Raw genomic sequence first — 1,217 nt, 5'->3', positions numbered from 1 at the left:
CGATCAGTCGGCTTGAGATCGTTGAACGGGGCGGTCGGCGGCGCTTTAGCGATGAAGCGAAGCTGCGGATCGTTGAGGAGAGCTATTCGGGTCGGCGACTGGGCTCGGCAACGGCGCGCAAGTACGCGATCACGCGCTCTCAGTTGAACGATTGGCGCGATGCCGCACGTGCCGGGCGGCTTGGTCCCGCTTCGAGCGCTGGCTTCATTCCGGCTGTGATCGTGCCGGAGGTGACGGCGACGACGAGCCCGCCGCCGGTGGATGGCAGCCGGATCGAGATCGTGACGTCGAACGGGCGGCGTATCGTCGTCGACGGACGCGTTGATGTCGATGCGCTGCTTCGGATTGTCCGCGGCCTGGAGACGCTACGATGATCCCGGTTCCGCCTGGGGTGCGGGTCTGGCTGGCGACGGGCTACACCGACATGCGCCGGGGCTTTCCGGGCCTGTCGCTGCAGGTTCAGGAAGTGCTTCGCCGTGATCCGCTGAGCGGGCATCTGTTCTGTTTCCGAGGGCGCCGCGGCGATCTTTTGAAGGTGATCTGGCATGACGGCCAAGGGGCCTGCCTGTTCACAAAACGGCTGGAGCGGGGGCGGTTTTTGTGGCCGAGCCCGGCGGATGGGGCAGTGACGATCTCGACGGCGCAGCTTGGCTATCTTTTGTCGGGAATCGACTGGCGCGCACCCCGGGAAACCTGGCGTCCGATGCGGGTCGGCTAGCATTTAGCTTTTGAAATCGCAGGAAAAATCTGATTCACTGGCTTCGTGATGATGAAGCCGGACGATCTTCCTTGCGATCTCGCGAGTGCCCTTGCGGCGCTACGGTCCGAACGCGAGGCGCGGTTGCAGGCCGAAGCCGTGGCCGCCAGCGCGCAGGCAAAACTCTCGGACACCGAGGCGTTGATCGCGCATCTGCAGCTGATGATCGAGAAGCTGAAGCGCGAGAAATACGGCCAGCGTTCCGAACGCACGGCGCGGCTGATCGAGCAGATGGAACTTCAGCTCGACGAACTCGTGACCGCGGCGAGCGAGGACGAGCTTGCCGCCGCCGCCGCGGCGACGAAGAGCGGGACGGTGCGCGCCTTCACGCGCAAGCGGCCGGTGCGCAAGCCCTGGCCGGAGGACATCGAGCGCGAGCGGATCATCATCGATCCACCCTCTGCCTGCGCGTGCTGCGGGGGATCGCGGCTGTCGAAGCTGGGCGAGGACGTGACGCAGA

At 65.4% G+C, this 1,217-nt stretch carries 3 protein-coding genes; all 3 read left to right on the top strand.

Annotation, left to right across the window (positions count from 1 at the left end):
• Nucleotides 1-2 precede the first annotated feature (2 nt).
• Nucleotides 3-374, top strand: coding sequence for an IS66-like element accessory protein TnpA (gene tnpA, locus ACFPOB_RS26485; protein ID WP_377801293.1), 372 nt, complete (start codon nucleotides 3-5; stop codon nucleotides 372-374).
• On the top strand, nucleotides 371-718 hold the full coding sequence (gene tnpB / locus ACFPOB_RS26480) for an IS66 family insertion sequence element accessory protein TnpB (RefSeq protein ID WP_066719869.1): 348 nt from the start codon (nucleotides 371-373) through the stop codon (nucleotides 716-718). Before tnpA ends, tnpB begins: the two co-directional genes overlap by 4 nt.
• Before the next feature lie 45 nt (nucleotides 719-763).
• Nucleotides 764-1,217 (top strand): IS66 family transposase (locus tag ACFPOB_RS26475; protein WP_465248457.1); only part of this gene is annotated, 454 nt, incomplete at its 3' end.

The organism is Allobosea eneae, from assembly GCF_042657265.1.
Lineage (GTDB): Bacteria > Pseudomonadota > Alphaproteobacteria > Rhizobiales > Beijerinckiaceae > Allobosea > Allobosea eneae.
Note: the sequence above shows the minus strand (reverse complement) of the source record. Positions and strands in the feature narration are given on the sequence as shown.